Origin of the sequence: Chengkuizengella marina, assembly GCF_009910845.1 — a bacterium.
Classification (GTDB): domain Bacteria; phylum Bacillota; class Bacilli; order Paenibacillales; family KCTC-33759; genus Chengkuizengella; species Chengkuizengella marina.
The window spans coordinates 222392-239631 of record NZ_SIJB01000029.1 but is presented as its reverse complement, the minus strand read 5'-3'; the positions used below and the strand labels follow the sequence as shown (position 1 = coordinate 239631).

Below are 17240 nucleotides of genomic sequence, written 5' to 3'. Positions count from 1 at the left end.
TTGACATGGGTGCCAGTTTATCTAATTGTACTCTTTTTTTTATTCAAAATTATACTCTCATTTATTTCAATCAAATCATTTTAAATCGTCGAAGATGGTTCTGAAGACCTTCTTCCTGTAAGATTTCTTTCTGCTTAGAACCAATCAAATCAAAGTGAGGATATTCAGATCGACGATGAATATATTTAGGGTTCAATCCATTCTGCTCACACCAATTGGATAAGTGTTCCAAATTATCACACCCTACTTTTGTAACGGTTTTTATATTTGGAAATCTTGGATCAAACCAATAATGCGTTAAAAAGGCAATTTCTCCTTGAGAAACTTTCTCTTTCCACTCCTTGAGTTCTTTTTTTGTAATTCCAAACGCCACTCATTCATCATCCTATCTATAAAAATAATTCATTAAAAACCAGTTGCTTCGGCACTAACAAGCTCCTTTTGTAATGATTGATGAATTAGTCCATTGGTTGCCAATACATTCCTCACACACAATTGGTAGGGTTCACCTTTTGTATCCGTTACTTCTCCACCTGATTCTTTGATTAATAAAGCACCTGCTGCAATGTCCCATGCATTTAACTCTAATTCCCAAAAGCCACTCATTCTGCCTGCTGCTACATAAGCTAAATGGAGTGCAGCAGAGCCTGTTGTTCTAATGTTTCTTACTTTATTTGATAAAGCTTGTATCCCCTTTAAATTTGTAGTTAATGCGTTCTGTTGAACTGGAAACCCCGTACCTAGTAAGCTGCTAGATAATTCATTTTCCTTGGAAATCTCCATCTTTTGTCCTCTAAGGTACGCACCTTTCCCTTTTTCAGCAACAAACATTTCATCATGAACAGGGTCATATACTACGCCAAGTATAACTTCCCCTTTATGAGCCAATGCAATGGAAACAGAGTAAAATGGAAACCCGTGTACAAAATTCGTTGTACCATCAATGGGATCTACAATCCATACATACTCAGCTTCCTGAATAGAATCAACGGCTTTTACCGATGCTTCTGGGCCAACCTCTACTCCCTCCTCACCTAAAAAAGAATGATCAGGAAAGTAGGTTAGAAGAAGATTGCGTATCATCGTTTCACAACCTTTATCCACTTCAGTTACTAGATCATGAGACGATAGTTTTGTTTTTATATTTGAGTGCTTACCGCACCTGCTTTTAATCCATTCACCTGCTTTGGAAGCCGTATTTATAGCAACTACTGTATAATTTTTTCGGCCAACTGTATACATTGAACACCACTCTTTTCTTGTATTTAAAATCATCAATTGGGTAAATGTTATTTCAAATCCTTACTTCATTTATATATTACTTAACACAACTTAAATATTACTGAATTTTTTGCGATTATTCTATAAGGGATCTGCCTAAATCATACCTTCAATGATTAAACGTAGGGATATTAGAAACAAAATAACCAATAAAATATTCAATAATAATTTACTACTCATTCTTCCTGCAATCCAAGCACCCAACCACCCTCCAAACAATGCTCCAGGAGCTAGTGCCAATACACTGAACCAATCAATTTCTCCTAAATAAATATGTGTCGCACTACCTAATATAGAGGAGAATAAAATAACAAACATGGATGTCGCAGTGGCCACGTGTGGAGGAAATGAGAACAATAGTACCATCGCTGGGACAAATAAGGAGCCCCCACCAATCCCAAATAACCCAGATACTAAACCAACACCAAACCCTACTAATAAAGCTGGCAATATATTATAGCCATATGTAAAGCTTTTTCCTGCAGGGTCTATATAAGACCTTTGAATTTTCCAATGAAAAGAGAGCGGTTTTAAATATTTTTTTATAATCAATAAAATAGCCATAAAAAAGATGAAGATTCCAAATGCGAGCTTGAAAGAATCACCTTGAAATGCACTGGTTAAAGAGGCACCTAACACGGCAGCTGGTCCACTGGTTGTAAAAAATAAAATTCCGCTCTTATAATCTACTCTACCTTGTTTTAAAAATGTAAATGTAGAAGAGGCTGCTGTAAAAATCAACACTGTCAAGGAGGTCCCTACGGCTACAGAAGTAGACATCTCATGATCTAATAATAAAGGAGATAAATAGATCAACGCTGGAACAATGATCACACCTCCACCTAAACCAACCAAACTTCCAAAAACTGCAGATATAATTCCAATACATAGAATGAACAAATAACTAATCAAAAGCTCACTACCTTTTTTTGATTCATTATATCGTATATGATCCAAGTTTTCAGAAATTTATCATTTTCAAAGCGCTTTCACGGACAATATAAGAAGTAGTTCATTATGTAATACTAGCACCTATTACAAAAGATGTTCCTACAGATATCAATAATGAAAGAAGACCAACTGCACGATTATCTTTCTCAATTTCTTTATCCACGTTAAATTTAGGTGTCATGAATTCAAAAATAAAATAGGCAATTAATAATAAAAAGAAACCAAAACCTCCCCATTGAATGGCCTCCCATAAAGAATCATTATGCTCTATTGAAAACCGAAAGATATTTGCTACACCAAATATTTTTCCGCCAGTAGCCATCGCAACGGACAAATTCCCTTTCTGTATTTGTTCCCAGTTGTTGTATCTTGTTACTAATTCAAAAATGAACAAACTCATTAAAATAAATATAATGACCACTGCATAAAACAAAACAGTAGATAAATATTGATGTTCCAAAATAAAATCAAACAAACATACTCACTTCCTGTCTTATGAATAAATAGATCAACCACCGTTATTATCTGTTGAAAATAACGGTGGTTATATGGAAATATATTAAGCTTTGTCTTTATTGGCTAATTGTGCTTTTAATGCAGCTAATTCATCATCTACATCATTACTATCTAATGCATCAAGCTCATTGTCTAATGAACGTGAAGAGTTTTTAAGATCTTCGCTTGCTTCTGCCTCTGCTTCCATCTGTAATACTTTTTCGTTCATACGATCAAAGCCTTTAGCACCTGTATCTTTACCAAATCCAGACATGGTCTGATTAATTTTCTTTTGTGCTTTTGCTGATTCTGCACGGGCTACTAATGTATCCTTACGATTTTTCATTTTATTAAATTCTTCTTTCATTTCCTCTAGTTGCTTACGTAAGGAGTCAGCATTAGATTTTGCATTATCATATTGAGTTTTGAAGTCATCCAATTTTTCTTGATGTTCTTTTTTATCCTGTAATGCACGACGAGCTAAATCCTCATTGCCACTTTCTAAAGCTTTAACTGCTTGTTGACTTCGTTTGTCTACCATTTCTTGCGCTTCTTCGTACTTATGTTTCAATTTCTTCTCAACCGCAATTTGTTTAGCAACTGCAATTTCAGCTTCCGCGATATCATCTTCCATATCTCTTAAGTATTGATTTAACATTTTAACTGGATCTTCTGCTTTATCGATTAAGTCATTGATTGCTGCTGCAGAAATGTCTCTAATTCTTTTAAAAATACTCATTATATAAAAATCCTCCCTTATTTATCTGTATTACCTTTTTCATTTGATAATATCCTATTATACAATACCTACTTTATATTACGGGTGTATTAAATGTTGGTTTCAATTATTTTTTGCTAGTTAAATTTTTCATCATTTGTTGAACATCAAGACCGGATACATCTTTAAGCATTTCTGGTGCTGTTGCCATTAATGAAGTGACATAGTTGCTAACTCTAGCAGCTCCCTCTCCATTCCCTGTATCAACTACTGTTAATTTATCAATGCCTTTTAGTGGCTCAGCTACCTTACCTGCTAATTCTGGAAGCATCTTCACAATAATATCTAGTACCGCTGCTTCACCAAACTTTTCAAATGCTTCTGCTAGTTTCTCTTTTGCTTCTGCTTCTGCAAGACCTTGCAAACGAGTAACCTCTGCTGTTGCTGTACCCTTCGCTTTCTCAGCTTCAGCAATCGCGATACCGTCTAAACGTTTATTCTCTGCGTTTGCTTTTGCTTCCGCTTCAATTCGATATTGTAAAGCGTCTGCTTCTCTAATACGTTTTGCTTTGTCTGCTTCCGCAGCCTGTTCTACAGCATATCGATCTGCATCCGCTTTTTTCTTCACTTCTGCATCATATTGTTTCTCTCTTCGCAAAATCTCTTTTTCTTCTATATCGATGGCTCTCTCTTTTTTAACAATTTCAACTTGCATTTGTTCTTCAACTACTTGTTGTCTGGAACGAGCTTCTTGAATGTTGTAAGACTGATCTGCTTCTGCTTTGGCCATATCCTGATCCTTTTTAAAGGAAGCAACTTTCAACTCTTTTTCTTTTGTTGCTTCCGCAACGTTCGTATCTCTTAACAACTCTGCTTTTTGCCCTTCTTCATCCGCTTGAGCTTTTTGAATTCTGGAATCACGAATCGCGTCCGCTTCGGCAATTTCAGCATCTCTTTTTACCGCTGCGATTCTTGGTTTACCTAAGGCATCCAAGTATCCGTGCTGATCTCTTAAATCTTTAATTGTAAAAGAAACAATGGCTAATCCCATCTTTTTCAAATCACGTGCTGCAACACCTTGAACCTCTTGTGCAAAACGATCACGGTTTTTATATACTTCTTCTACGGTCATCGTTCCTAGGATCGCTCGTAAATGTCCTTCTAAAACTTCCTGTGCTTCTGATTGTAAATCCTCTTTAGATTTACCCATAAATTGTTCCGCAGCCGTTGCAATATCTTCTACTGAGCTTCCTATCTTAATAATCGCTACACCGTCAGCCATGACAGGAACCCCTTGTTCAGTGTACACTTCAGGAGTTGAAACATCTAGTTTATGTGACATCAAAGAAAGAAAATCTGACTTTTGGAAAATAGGGAGTATAAATGCACCTCCACCACGTACAATTTTAATTTTTCGACCAGATTCATCAGTAATCGTATTTCCACTTCCTAACATAGAACCCGTGACAACCATCGCTTCGTCCGAGCTCACCGTTTTATACCTCGCCCAAAACGCTAATCCTAATAAGATAATCACACCGATAACAACAACTGGAATAACTAAATATTGTGGTATATCCATTATAAAATCCTCCTCTAAGTAAAGTAAATTGATTTGTGTTTTTATGAATCAAAATTTGAGACATAAAGGGTGCTGTCCTTCACTTCAACTACAACGATCTTTGTACCTTCTTTGATGACTTCACCATCATAACTTGCAGCAATTTCATTAATTTGACTTGCTCCGATCTTAATTAAAACCTCTCCATATCCATTCTTTGGAATGGTTATTGTTACTTCTCCTATTTTCCCAACATAGTCTTGTATAGAATGGGAAATGGAGTTCTCTGTATTTTTCATAGGTTTAACATAAATGAAGTAGACCAAAATTGACATCAGAATAGCAGCACATACTGATAATATTATAATAGCTGTCATATGTAGGGACGTATATTGTGTAAGTAAAATCCCCGATCCTCCAAATATCGTTAGACCTCCAACAAGTGTAACTGGTTCAAGAAAATCTAAACCGTCCACAGATAAAAAATCGAACACACCATCCATAAAACTACCAATGATATCTCCAAAAACAACTGTGACTAAAGTAAATAAAACTCCGAATATGAAACAGCCCCAGAATATCTCAATCATTTCAATTCACCCCTTTCTAACAACCTCAATATGTTGTAAAAATCAACTACTAGTATTACGTCAACATTGTCACAAAAGTTTCAAATTTTTTCATACTTCCCCATTTTTCGCGGTCGAGCTCCTAAAATCTCTCTTTCATTATACACTCGTTTATAGAAATCTAATTTTAAATACGTTACAAATTTCTTAACTTTCAAAACATTCTATTATTGCAAAAATCAACCTATTCATAGGCAAAGCACAAACCACAAAAACAGAAACCTACCACCAAATAAACCCGGCCATAGAAGGACAGGGTTATAATTGGTCCATTATTAATATTGTTTACTTACAAATTGAACTATATTTTGAGATTACAAATTCAAGATCTCTTTAATTTCATCTTCAGATAAACCTGTAAGCATCGTTTCCCCTGGTTGGATGACCTTCTCGATCAGTTCCTTTTTCTTTTGTTGGAGTTCAACTATCTTCTCTTCAATGGTCCCTTGAGTGATCAAACGATTCACTTGAACTACATTTTTCTGGCCAATGCGGTAAGCTCGATCCACCGCTTGTTCATCTACAGCAGGATTCCACCATAAATCATACAAAATTACAGTATCAGCACCCGTAAGGTTCAATCCTGTTCCACCTGCTTTTAATGACACAAGAAAAATCTCTTTTTCTCCTTGGTTGAATCTTTCTGTCATATTCAATCTTTCCAGCTTATCTGTTTTTCCATCCAAATAAAAATAATCCATTTGTTGTTGATCTAATTCCTCACGAATGATTTTTAACATTCCCGTAAATTGTGAGAAGATTAAAACTCTGTGTCCTCCGTCCATCGCTTCATTCACAATTTCTAACAACTGTTCTAACTTGCCAGATGAACCTTCATAATTATCTATAAACAAGCTTGGATGACAGCATAGTTGTCTAAGTCTAGTGATACCGGCTAATATCTTCATTCTATTTTGTTGTAACTCACCTTTGAGCAGAGCTTCTCTAGTTTCATGTTGTATTTTGTCTAAATATCCTAAATACAATTTTTTCTGTTCTACAGTTAACTCCGATACTTGAAGCGTTTCAATTTTATCAGGTAATTCCTTTAATACGTCCTTTTTCATGCGTCTTAAAATAAATGGTTTTACGATTCGAGAAATTTTCTCATGTGACATTTGTGTAAAAGCTTGTTTCCCATGAAATAAACCTGGTAAGATCACTTGAAAGATAGACCACAATTCATCCAGCGAATTTTCAATTGGGGTTCCACTAAGTGCAAATCGTCTGGCAGCTTTTAATTTCCTTACGGCTTGGGAGGTTTGTGTTTGGATATTTTTAATGTTCTGTGCTTCATCCAAGATCAAAATTCTAAAACTGTGTGCTTGATATATCTCAATATCCCTTCTAATCAGTGGGTAGGATGTAACAAGTACATCTACTTTGGACAAGTCACTCATGATGTCTGAGCGTGTTTGTTTGTCTCCAGCCACAACCACCACATTTAGTCTAGGAGCAAATCTCTGAAATTCGTTTTTCCAGTTATATATTAAAGAAGCAGGTGAAACAATCAAGGTTGGTTCTGTCATTTCTACATTGCTTTCCTTGTCTGATAAAATATAAGAGATGCTTTGTATGGTTTTTCCTAACCCCATATCATCAGCCAATATTCCGCCAAAATGATAATGTTCTAACATTTTCAGCCATTGAAAACCAAACACTTGATAGTCTCGCAATGTACTTTTCAAGCTTTCTGGTGGTTCAAACTCTAAGTTATCAGGATGTTTAATATGGTCTAATAGTTGACGAAAATCCCTTCCGATCTTCACTGTAGATTTGTTTTGATTGATAATTTCTTCTACTTGTAATCCACGCATTGTATTTGTTTGAATAGTTAACCCGTCAATATCGGATTGTTGTATCTCTAGTTCATCAAAAAGTTGTCTTATTCCTTTAAAATCTTCATGTTGTAAAGAAACAAAACTACCATCCGTCAAACGAACATATTTTTTCTTTTCAATTACAGATTGTAAAATTTGATAAACTTCTTCACTATCAATTCCGTCCATTTCAAATTTCACTTCAAATAAATTTGTGGAAGGGTTAATATCCATATTTGTCTTAGGCACAAAGTCTTCATTAGGTAACAATTCTTTAGCAGATGAGGAAATATAGATTTCAGCTATTTTTTCTAGCTTAGGTAAATCTTCATATAAAAACTGGAACATGTCATATTCATCATCAATATACAATCTTTCCCCATTCCACTTAAATGGTGTATTTTCAATAAGAGACATCACTTCATTTTCTTTTTCCACATTTCGCATTAAAATAAGATCCTGTTCTTTGTTGGAAATCACCCTTTGCAACGGTTCAATCACAATATCTCCATAATGATATTCTAACGAAGAAGATAGCAAATCGTTTTCTTTGTCCACCTTCAACTTCACTATTAAAGGGGGATTAATCAGTTGATCTGAAATATGGTCTGCAATTTCGACCTTTCCAATTTTATTTAAGTTAGGTACCACATTAGAAATCACACCTTCAATTTGTTCTCTATTAATTAATAATTGAGATTGTGATCGGAATTCTTTTTTCAAATCCAACAACATTTGAAATTGTGTATGATATACCCGATAAAAAGTTCCCTCCTGAAAAATATATCCATAGGATTCAAGAAAAACAACAGAGTCAAATCCTTTTAATTTCAATAAAAAGTCAGATTTATTAAATTTATCTAGTTGAAAATAAAATGGAGGTACCTCATCAACAATTTGAATATGAATATACCTATCCCATCCACTTTCGACATTTATATTTCTATTTATTAACTTACTTAATAATTCATCTGAACGATGGGGTGGAATTCTAAGAAATCGATCGCGGTTTGATGAATTAATTACATAAGAGTAGGCAGATGTCTCACCGTAAAAAGCTTCATTCTCTATGATTTCTTGAAGTATTTTGAAAATCTCTAAATCCTCTTTTTCAAGTTGATTCTCATTAGGATCATATGTAAATTTTTTTGTGAAAATATATGGTTTATTATTAAATAGGGCGGTAAGAAACTCTCTCATATTACGTACGATATATGTGTGGCTGATTCCAACTTTTAATTCCAAAGTCAATAGAGAACCAGAATCGATGGAATCCATAATATTACAAGTGTATTCCACACTCATTATATCTCTTTTATTCTCGTATTCTTGTTCATTATTGATATGATATTTTTCAAATAATTGAATCATTCGATCCGTTGCAACCTGATCTCTTTTAGGAATAGAAGGAGGTTCATAATTTTGGACTCCATTTTGTTTTTGCTCATAATATTTTAATAACTGCCCACTTGTTTCCAATTCATTAATCTTTAATAAGGTAGCAATGATATGTTTACAATAATTATAATATCCATTATGCGCCGGGCAATCACACTGTACATGTAAATCTTTAGAATGATCATCCATTTGAACACGGACATTATATTTATGATTTCCTTCTACAAGAGCCTCACATAACGTTTCTCTTCTTATAAAATTTAGTTTCGTCACATAACCATTTTTCCAGTAAGAATAACCGCGATTATAAACGGTCATATCATCAGCTAGATTCTGAATTTCTTCTACTGTTAAACCAAATAAAATCCCATTCATTTAAATATCATCCTATTAATATAATTTTTAGTCATGCTATATGTTTCGTTCTTTGTTATATCCTCCTATTCTTTCCATTCTAAAGGTACAAAAACCTTCATGCAAGAAAATTTATATATACCCCTGAAATCTGTATCCTTATTACTAACTATAGATCATTATACTTTCTGTTACATTTAAAAAGGCTCCTTAAAATTGGAGCCTTATCAAAAACACAAATTCAAATTACTTGCAAAGTTGAAATGCTAAGTATTATCTTTGAAGAACATTTCATAGGCTAAATCTGTCTGAATTTTTGCCTCATGTTCTGTTAACTTTCGAACTAAATCCATTTCCACTTTCGTTAATTCTTCACCTTGAAAGGTAATTTCTGCAATAGAAGCAGTAATTTTCACAATGGCTACTGCTTCGTTATTCGGTGTATAAGCGATCGCTTTTTGACCTGTTGGATACACTCGAAAACCTCTTTTAACCATTGCCGTTTTCCCGTATTCTAATAAGTCATGAAGCTCTTGTTCAGATTTAAATTTACACACTGAATTAAATTCTGATTGAAAACCCATAGATCCCCACCCCTTTATACCTACAAAAGTAACGAGATGACTTCGAAGTTTATCGGAAGACTCCTGAGATTATTCTACATCAAATCCATATTGTAGTTCTTGTTTTTCATTATATCTAAGAATGGCCAAATCAATCAAACGATCCAATAGTTCCTGATATGGAACACCTGTATGTTTCCATAATAACGGGAACATGCTAAACGGTGTGAATCCAGGCATCGTATTAATTTCATTTATGAATACTTTGTTATCAGATTTATCTATAAAAAAATCTACACGAGACAGACCCGTTCCTTCAATAGATTGAAAAGCTTTAATCGCTAATTTTTGTATAAACTCTGCAGTATCCGAATCAACTTCTGCAGGAATGGTCATGATAGATTCTCCATCCACATACTTTGCTTTATAGTCGTAAAAATCATTGGAAGATTTAATTTCTCCTAGTACAGAAACTTCCGGTTCTTCATTACCGATCACACCCACTTCAATTTCACGTGCTTCTATAAATTCTTCAACAATGACCTTATGATCATATTTAAAAGCTTCTTGAATTGCTTTAATTAACTGTTCACGTTCATTTGCTTTGGATATGCCAACACTAGAACCTAAATTAGCTGGTTTCACAAAACAAGGATAACCTATTGATATTTCAACATCCATAAGATAATAAGACTGATCTTTTTTCCATTGATGTTTTGTAAAATAACGATAAATACATTGTGGGAGACCCTCATGAGCGAAAATCTTTTTCATTACTGTTTTATCCATACCCATAGCAGAGGATAAAACCCCAGCACCTACATATGGAGTATTCGCCATTTCAAACATCCCTTGAATCGTACCATCTTCACCGTTTGTGCCGTGTAACAAAGGAAAAATTACATCCACTGCATTCATACCTTTTGAATTTTCATCAGAATGAAATTCAAATATGTCATTCAGTTGCTGTGAGGTAGAAAGTGAGGGCATTGAAGATATTACTGCTTTATCAGACGATGCTTTTGCATCCTTTTTATCATCTTCTAACAATAATAGTTTTTTATTCTCAACAGGAGCTTTTAAATAGGGACCTTTTCTCCAACTTCCCTTTTCTGTAATATATATAGGTAAAACATCATATTTTGAATAGTCAAATGACTGAAGTACTGCAAAAGCTGTTTCCAAAGAAACAGCATGTTCACCAGATTTCCCTCCATATATTAAGCCAACTTTAATTTTCTCCCCCATTTAGTCGTCCTCCAAGTAAATAATATTTTCAATAACAAAATGATTACTTCTATTCCTTCCAGTTTGAAAATGATCTAGACTAAAACCAGTCACTTCGATCATCTTAACCAGCAAATTATTAGTATTAGTTTTTTAAATTGTATCGTAAATATGGCAGAAGCTATACTTTGTTCTTTCAGACCAAGCATATGAATCTTTATAATCCCAATATCTGTGTTTGCTATTTACCGTTCTTGCATTAACGAGTGGCATGCCATTATCATCTTTGTCTGTCACTATTGCACTATGTTGAAATTTTGAATCTCCGTCCCAATCATAAAAGATAACGTCACCAATCTGCAATTGTCTTGGATCTTCCACTGTTTCAGCCCGAAGTCCATTTCGATTAGATATTAAATAATTTTTCAAGCATTGAGATACGGTCCAACTAAAACTCCAACCATCTTTTTCTCTAGCTGAATTATACCACCATCCTGAAGCCCTACTCTTAGTATAATTCATTGAAGCACCGCCTGCATAGATACATTGTGAGACAAAATTAGTACAATCATCGTTAAACGATCGAAAATCTGGATTGGGATTTTCCCACCAAACATCTGCATATTCTTTCACCTTTGAACGTAGGTAACGATAACTTTTCTTTGAAGATCTATTAAATATTTGCTCATTAATAAATGGTACAGAGTGTTTATCATATGGAAATAAGCTGGTTTGATTATTTATGTGAGGATTTGATGAAGTTACTGGTGGGTTTTTACAATACTTACGTTCAGGAACAGGAATATCAATTTTCTCAATCATCCATTTCCCTCTTTGCTTCTTTAGAATAATGTGTTGTTGCTCTATCCTCTCCTCCTCATATTTTTTATAGTTACCTTCATATAAAAAAAATCGTTTAAGTAGAATGTCCACTTCTGTACGATCATACCCGCTCTGTAATTTGATTATTTTCATTCTTGTTTCGTTTTTTTGTAGGTTAAACTTTTTGTCCTGAATTCTGTATAATCTTTTGTATTGCATATCCTTGTATTGTTCGTCCAATAATAGAGGAAGTAACGGATCTATGGAACAACGACTTTCAAATTGGTTATACATTCTTACATATTCATTTAATGTTGCTCTCCAATGTGAGCTCATAAGTGTCCCTCCATCACATTGTATTATAAAGATTGTTCAAAAAGTTCCTTTTTAAAGCATATTACCTCAGAGAACCAGCGCTGTATATACTATATGTTTTTATAGCTTATCACATGAAAAAAATCTTTACGTCCTGCTATTAAACCGCTATACTTAAATTAAAGATATTTTTGAAATTAAGTTTCATTAGATGAAACTATGAACATTTAAGGAGGAAATTTGATGACTAACAAAGATCAATTTAACGTTCGCACTCAACTAACTATAGGAGATAAGTCATATACTTATTATTCTTTACCTGAGTTAGATAAAGCGAATGTAGGAAATATCTCAAAGCTTCCATTTTCCATTAAAGTATTATTAGAAGCAGCAGTCCGTAAATTTGATGGTCGTGCGATTACAGAAGGACATGTAAACCAAATTGCTAACTGGGCAGAAAATAAGGGACAAAACAAACAAGAAATTCCTTTTGTTCCTGCTAGAATCGTTCTTCAAGACTTCACAGGTGTACCTGTAGTTGTTGACTTAGCAGCTATGCGTGATACAGTTGCCAAAGCAGGTGGAGATCCAGATAAAATCAATCCACTTGCCCCAGTAGATTTAGTTATCGATCACTCTGTTATGATCGATGCTTTTGGTTCTGAAAATGCATTGGAATACAATATGAATGTAGAATTTGAACGCAACGAAGAAAGATACCGCTTCTTACGTTGGGCACAAACTGCATTTGATAATTTCCGTGCGGTTCCACCAGCAACTGGGATTGTTCATCAGGTTAACCTTGAGTACTTAGCTTCCGTTGCAGCTACAAAAGAAGTAAATGGGGTAACAGAAGTATTCCCTGACTCACTTGTGGGTACAGATTCACATACTACCATGATCAACGGTTTAGGTGTTGTTGGTTATGGTGTAGGTGGGATTGAAGCTGAAGCAGGAATGCTTGGACAGCCATTATATTCAGTGACTCCTGATGTAATTGGCTTTAAATTAACTGGAAGTTTAGCGGAAGGCGCTACGGCAACTGACCTTGCACTAACCATTACAGAAACACTACGTAAAAAAGGTGTTGTTGGTAAATTCGTTGAATTCTATGGTTCTGGATTAAGCAACATTAGCTTAGCTGATCGTGCTACAGTAGCAAATATGGCTCCTGAATATGGAGCAACTGTTGGTTTCTTCCCAGTAGATAATGAAACATTAAACTATTTAAGAGGAACTGGACGTAGTGAAGAGCAAATTGCACTAGTTGAACAGTATTATAAAACACAAGGATTATTCCGTACGGATGATACTCCAGATCCAGTATTTACAGATACAATTGAACTAGATATATCTACTGTAGTTCCCAGCCTTTCTGGACCAAAACGTCCACAGGACCGTGTAGAACTAACAGAAATGAAACAAAAGTTTAACGAAGTTGTACGTAAGCCAGTTGATCAAGGCGGTTTAGGAATTTCCGAAGACAAAATCAAAGAATCTGTAGAAGTAAAACATCCAAATGGAGAAACGACTACTCTAACTACTGGTTCTGTTGTTATTGCTGCGATTACAAGCTGTACAAATACTTCTAACCCAAGTGTTATGCTAGGTGCCGGCTTATTAGCTAAAAAAGCAGTTGAAAAAGGGCTAAAAGTACCTGCTTATGTAAAAACAAGTCTAGCTCCTGGATCTTTAGTTGTTACTGAGTATCTTAAAAAAGCGAACTTACTTGACTCTTTAGAAGAGCTTGGATTCTATGTAGCAGGATACGGTTGTACGACATGTATTGGTAATAGCGGTCCACTTCCAGATGAAGTTTCCAAAGCGATTGCAGACAATGATTTAACAGTATGTTCTGTATTAAGTGGTAACCGTAACTTTGAAGGACGTGTTCATGCTCAAGTAAAAGCTAACTATCTTGCGTCACCTCCATTAGTTGTTGCGTATGCCTTAGCAGGTACAACTGATATTGACTTAACTACAGAACCCATTGGACATGATGAAAATAATAATGCAGTATACCTAAAAGATATTTGGCCTTCTAATCAAGAAGTAATAGATACTGTTAATCAAGCGATGAGCCCTGAACTATTCCGTGATAAATATCAAGATGTATTCCGTGCTAATCAACGTTGGAATGATATTCCTGTTCCTGAAGGTAAATTATATGAGTGGGATGAGAAGTCTACTTATATTCAAAATCCACCATTTTTTGAAGGTTTAACTCCTGAAGTTGGTGATATCGCAGATATTAATGATGCAAAAACATTAGCACTTATGGGTGATTCAGTAACTACAGACCACATCTCCCCTGCTGGAAATATCGCTATGGGCAGTCCAGCTGAAAAATATTTAACAGATAATGGTGTTGAACGTAAAGATTTTAACTCTTATGGATCTAGACGTGGAAATCATGAAGTCATGATGCGTGGTACATTTGCAAACATTCGTATCCGTAACCAACTTGCTCCTGGTACAGAGGGTGGAGTCACAACTTACTTGCCAACAAATGAAGTGATGCCAATTTATGATGCGGCAATGAAATATAAAGAAGCGGCTACACCACTTGTAGTATTTGCAGGAAAAGAATATGGTACTGGAAGTTCACGTGACTGGGCAGCAAAAGGAAGTAACTTGTTAGGTGTTCACGCAGTTGTTGCTGAAAGCTTTGAAAGAATTCATCGAAGCAACCTAGTCGGTATGGGTGTATTACCACTTCAGTTTGAAGCAGGACAAAGCTGGAAGTCCCTTGGTATTACTGGAAAAGAAACATTTAACTTCGTTGGTCTAAACAATGATGTTAAACCAGGGCAAATCGTTAAAGTTGAAGCGACTCGTGAAGATGGTACAAAGTTTGAATTCAATACGATTAGTCGTTTAGACAGTATGGTCGATGTAGATTATTACCGTAATGGCGGAATTTTACAAACTGTACTTCGCCAATTAATGAATTAACATTTAATACCCAGCAACCATTAATTTAATAATTGAATCAGTTTAATACAAACGTCCTAAGAGATTGCATCAATTAGGACGTTTTTTTAACTTATACGTAAGGAGGAAATGAAACAAATGGGTTTCAAAACAACAGATTTATGTGATGAATATGCGGAAGAATTATCAATATGCCAAACAGAATTTCGTTCATTTGGTAAGAAGCAAGCTTTTTTTGGCCCTATTGCAACAGTAAAAATATTTGAAGATAATGTTTTACTTGAAGAAGCCTTGAAAACGGTTCCTGAAAGGTCAGTTTTAGTAGTGGATGGAGGTGGATCAAAAAAATGTGCTCTGATGGGTGATCGTTTAGGTGAAATTGGCGTATCTAGGGGACTTAGCGGTATTATAATTAATGGATGTGTACGTGATTCAGTAGATTTATCAAAGTTAGAGTTCGGTATCAGAGCACTAGGTACTAATCCTTTAAAAAGTAAAAAAGAAGGTAAGGGAACAATGAATGTCATACTCAAATTTGGTGAGATGACTTGGGTACCAGGTGAATATGTATATGCTGACGAAGATGGCATCATTGTATCTCCTAGAAAGATCTTATAATTCTATATACATTTATTTATAATTGCTTAGTTTAGCCCATATTTCTAACAAAATAAACGCCCTATCGACTAGGGCGTTTTGTTATATAAAAGAAAAATTTATTTTTGACTTTTAAGTAAAGCTTGATCTAAATCATAAATTAAATCATCGATAAACTCTGTACCAATAGACAATCGAATCATTCCAGAAGTTACTCCAGCTGATAATAAATCATCACCTTTTAGTTGGGCATGAGTCGTGCTTGCTGGATGAATAATTAAAGATTTACAATCTCCAATATTGGCTAAATGTGAGAAAAGCTCTACAGAGTTAATTAATTTTTTTCCTGCTTCAAGCCCACCTTTCACCTCAAAATTCATCACAGCCCCCTGTCCACTAGGTAAATATTTCTTAACTAGATGATGTGTAGGATGACTTTCCAAACCTACATAACTAACCGTTTCAACAAATTCGTGATTTTCTAAGAATCTTGCAATCTTCATCGCATTTTCACTATGTCTTTCCATACGTAAATGTAAAGTTTCTAATCCTTGCATTAGTAAGAAAGAATTGAATGGTGAAATTGAAGCCCCCATATCTCTCATCAATTGAGCACGTGCTTTAACGATATATGCAATAGAACCTACGGCCTCTGTATATCTAACACCATTATAACTTGGATCTGGTTCAGTTAGTCCAGGGAATTTTCCACTAGCTTCCCAATCAAAAGTACCCCCATCAACAATAATCCCTCCCATTGAAGTACCATGACCACCGATAAATTTAGTAGCGGAATGTACAACAATATCTGCACCATGTTCAATTGGACGTAATAAATAAGGGCTAGGAATCGTATTATCAACTATGAATGGAAGGTTATGTTCGTGAGCAATTTTTGCAACTGCTTCTATGTCTAATAAATCACCTCTAGGATTTCCTAAAGATTCTGCGTATAAAGCTTTTGTTTTATCCGTAATTGCTCTACGGAAGTTTTCTGGATCATTAGGATCAATTAACTTAACGTCAATACCCAGCCTAGGTAAAGCTGTTGAAAACAAATTATAAGTGCCGCCATACAAACTTGAACCAGATACGATTTCATCCCCTGCACCCGCTATATTAAAGATTGAATAAGTGACTGCAGATAAACCAGAAGAAGTTGCTAAAGCTGCTTGACCACCTTCTAATTCAGCTACTCTTTTCTCAAAAACATCTGAGGTTGGATTATTTAGTCTAGTGTAAATATTCCCAAATTCCTCTAACGCAAAAAGTTTTGCAGCATGTTCAGTGTCTTTAAATCCATAAGCAGCGGTTTGATAGATTGGAAGTGCGGATGACATCGTAGTTGGATCAATCTCTTGACCTGCATGTACTGATAACGTTTCTAAACCTAACTTTCGTTTTTCTGACATAAATTGTCCCTCCATGATTTCCAAAAATATGTACTAATTAAACTCAATAAATACATTTATATCCAATATATATAAAATAATTTATCAACATATATATTATACTATATGTTACATATATTCAATAGGAAGGACTTCATAATGAAGGTGTTTTAAATTACACTTC

The 17240-nt window shown here is 34.8% G+C and carries 14 protein-coding genes; 2 read left to right on the top strand and 12 right to left on the bottom strand.

Annotation, left to right across the window (positions count from 1 at the left end; genetic code table 11):
* Nucleotides 1–70 precede the first annotated feature (70 nt).
* The 11 genes from ERL59_RS14635 to ERL59_RS14585 all read right to left on the bottom strand — a co-directional run bounded on the left by ERL59_RS14635 (nucleotide 71) and on the right by ERL59_RS14585 (nucleotide 12155).
* Entirely contained in the window at nucleotides 71–373 is a 303-nt protein-coding gene (locus ERL59_RS14635; protein WP_160646964.1) for a hypothetical protein, read from the bottom strand.
* Nucleotides 374–405: 32 nt separating this feature from the next.
* Entirely contained in the window at nucleotides 406–1242 is an 837-nt protein-coding gene (locus tag ERL59_RS14630; protein ID WP_160646963.1) for an inositol monophosphatase family protein, read from the bottom strand.
* 135 nt (nucleotides 1243–1377) lie between these two features.
* A complete protein-coding gene (locus tag ERL59_RS14625; protein WP_201763575.1) occupies nucleotides 1378–2193 on the bottom strand; it encodes a sulfite exporter TauE/SafE family protein in 816 nt (271 codons plus the stop codon).
* A gap of 103 nt (nucleotides 2194–2296) precedes the next feature.
* Nucleotides 2297–2665 carry a DUF350 domain-containing protein gene (locus ERL59_RS14620; RefSeq protein ID WP_407925720.1) on the bottom strand — a complete coding sequence of 123 codons (369 nt, stop codon included), beginning with the start codon at nucleotides 2663–2665 and terminating at the stop codon, nucleotides 2297–2299.
* A 126-nt stretch (nucleotides 2666–2791) separates the two neighbouring features.
* Nucleotides 2792–3466, bottom strand: coding sequence for a PspA/IM30 family protein (locus ERL59_RS14615; RefSeq protein WP_160646962.1), 675 nt, complete (start codon nucleotides 3464–3466; stop codon nucleotides 2792–2794).
* 106 nt (nucleotides 3467–3572) lie between these two features.
* Nucleotides 3573–5027, bottom strand: a complete 1455-nt coding sequence (locus tag ERL59_RS14610) for an SPFH domain-containing protein (protein WP_160646961.1) — start codon at nucleotides 5025–5027, stop codon at nucleotides 3573–3575.
* Nucleotides 5028–5068: 41 nt separating this feature from the next.
* Nucleotides 5069–5596: an NfeD family protein gene (locus ERL59_RS14605; RefSeq protein WP_160646960.1), complete on the bottom strand. Its 528-nt coding sequence runs from the start codon at nucleotides 5594–5596 to the stop codon at nucleotides 5069–5071.
* 353 nt (nucleotides 5597–5949) lie between these two features.
* On the bottom strand, nucleotides 5950–9228 hold the full coding sequence (locus ERL59_RS14600; protein ID WP_160646959.1) for a DEAD/DEAH box helicase: 3279 nt from the start codon (nucleotides 9226–9228) through the stop codon (nucleotides 5950–5952).
* A gap of 245 nt (nucleotides 9229–9473) precedes the next feature.
* Nucleotides 9474–9791 carry a hypothetical protein gene (locus ERL59_RS14595; RefSeq protein ID WP_160646958.1) on the bottom strand — a complete coding sequence of 106 codons (318 nt, stop codon included), beginning with the start codon at nucleotides 9789–9791 and terminating at the stop codon, nucleotides 9474–9476.
* Between the two features lie 69 nt (nucleotides 9792–9860).
* Nucleotides 9861–11018, bottom strand: coding sequence for a D-alanine--D-alanine ligase (locus tag ERL59_RS14590; protein ID WP_160646957.1), 1158 nt, complete (start codon nucleotides 11016–11018; stop codon nucleotides 9861–9863).
* A gap of 132 nt (nucleotides 11019–11150) precedes the next feature.
* Nucleotides 11151–12155, bottom strand: a complete 1005-nt coding sequence (locus ERL59_RS14585) for an amidase domain-containing protein (protein WP_160646956.1) — start codon at nucleotides 12153–12155, stop codon at nucleotides 11151–11153.
* 222 nt (nucleotides 12156–12377) lie between these two features.
* On the opposite strand from ERL59_RS14585, the gene acnA reads away from it, so the two are divergent.
* Together acnA and rraA are read left to right on the top strand one after the other, a co-directional pair.
* Entirely contained in the window at nucleotides 12378–15089 is a 2712-nt protein-coding gene (gene acnA, locus ERL59_RS14580; protein ID WP_160646955.1) for an aconitate hydratase AcnA, read from the top strand.
* 117 nt (nucleotides 15090–15206) lie between these two features.
* Nucleotides 15207–15686: a ribonuclease E activity regulator RraA gene (gene rraA / locus ERL59_RS14575; RefSeq protein WP_160646954.1), complete on the top strand. Its 480-nt coding sequence runs from the start codon at nucleotides 15207–15209 to the stop codon at nucleotides 15684–15686.
* A gap of 98 nt (nucleotides 15687–15784) precedes the next feature.
* Here the strand turns inward: rraA and ERL59_RS14570 are convergent, their stop codons facing one another.
* A complete protein-coding gene (locus ERL59_RS14570; protein ID WP_160646953.1) occupies nucleotides 15785–17077 on the bottom strand; it encodes a homocysteine synthase in 1293 nt (430 codons plus the stop codon).
* Between the last annotated feature and the right edge of the window lie 163 nt (nucleotides 17078–17240).

What these genes read in the sequence shown, in the direction of transcription:
- ERL59_RS14610 (WP_160646961.1), bottom strand. Translation starts at nt 5,027, where the DNA reads ATGGATATACCACAATATTTAGTTATTCCAGTTGTTGTTATCGGTGTG.
- ERL59_RS14605 (WP_160646960.1), bottom strand. Translation starts at nt 5,596, where the DNA reads ATGATTGAGATATTCTGGGGCTGTTTCATATTCGGAGTTTTATTTACT.
- rraA (WP_160646954.1), top strand. Translation starts at nt 15,207, where the DNA reads ATGGGTTTCAAAACAACAGATTTATGTGATGAATATGCGGAAGAATTA.
- ERL59_RS14630 (WP_160646963.1), bottom strand. Translation starts at nt 1,242, where the DNA reads ATGTATACAGTTGGCCGAAAAAATTATACAGTAGTTGCTATAAATACG.
- ERL59_RS14570 (WP_160646953.1), bottom strand. Translation starts at nt 17,077, where the DNA reads ATGTCAGAAAAACGAAAGTTAGGTTTAGAAACGTTATCAGTACATGCA.
- ERL59_RS14590 (WP_160646957.1), bottom strand. Translation starts at nt 11,018, where the DNA reads ATGGGGGAGAAAATTAAAGTTGGCTTAATATATGGAGGGAAATCTGGT.
- ERL59_RS14615 (WP_160646962.1), bottom strand. Translation starts at nt 3,466, where the DNA reads ATGAGTATTTTTAAAAGAATTAGAGACATTTCTGCAGCAGCAATCAAT.
- acnA (WP_160646955.1), top strand. Translation starts at nt 12,378, where the DNA reads ATGACTAACAAAGATCAATTTAACGTTCGCACTCAACTAACTATAGGA.
- ERL59_RS14595 (WP_160646958.1), bottom strand. Translation starts at nt 9,791, where the DNA reads ATGGGTTTTCAATCAGAATTTAATTCAGTGTGTAAATTTAAATCTGAA.
- ERL59_RS14600 (WP_160646959.1), bottom strand. Translation starts at nt 9,228, where the DNA reads ATGAATGGGATTTTATTTGGTTTAACAGTAGAAGAAATTCAGAATCTA.
- ERL59_RS14585 (WP_160646956.1), bottom strand. Translation starts at nt 12,155, where the DNA reads ATGAGCTCACATTGGAGAGCAACATTAAATGAATATGTAAGAATGTAT.